The sequence below is a fragment of the Clostridium tarantellae genome (assembly GCF_009295725.1).
GTDB lineage: Bacteria > Bacillota > Clostridia > Clostridiales > Clostridiaceae > Sarcina > Sarcina tarantellae.
On sequence record NZ_WHJC01000641.1, the window covers coordinates 1 to 500 of the forward strand.

Sequence of the window (500 nt, forward strand, 5' to 3'; positions counted from 1 at the left end):
TTTATGATACAATACAAGTTTTGACAAAAAATGATGATGTATTTTTATATAATAATAAATGAATATATAAAATCTAAGAGTTATTAAATAATTCAACTAAAAGAGTAAGTTTCAACAAATATAATACATATACGTAATTAAATAGGGAAGAATGTTTGTTGAAAATAGAGAGGTTAAATTTATGATGAGATCTAAAGTATTTAATACAAAGTATAGTATCATGAAAAAAAATCATATAAAAGTAATTTTATTTTTCATATATTTATGTATAACTATTACTATATTTAATTTTCTTTTTCATGTTAATGGAAAATTAAATGCTAATGAAACAATTTCTAATGAAGTGCCTTTTTATATTGGCAACATAATTTTAATATTATGTATAATTGCATACTTTAGTTCACTTTTATACTATTATAGCAATAAAGATGAGGATTTATTTATAGTTTCTTTAGTATATTTAAATTTATTAACCAATGCAACTTTAAATATTGCTATTC

At 18.8% G+C, this 500-nt stretch carries 1 protein-coding gene; it reads left to right on the forward strand.

Annotated features, from left to right (window positions below):
- Nucleotides 1–181: 181 nt before the first annotated feature.
- Nucleotides 182–500 (forward strand): hypothetical protein (locus GBZ86_RS16730; RefSeq protein ID WP_152892525.1); only part of this gene is annotated, 319 nt, incomplete at its 3' end.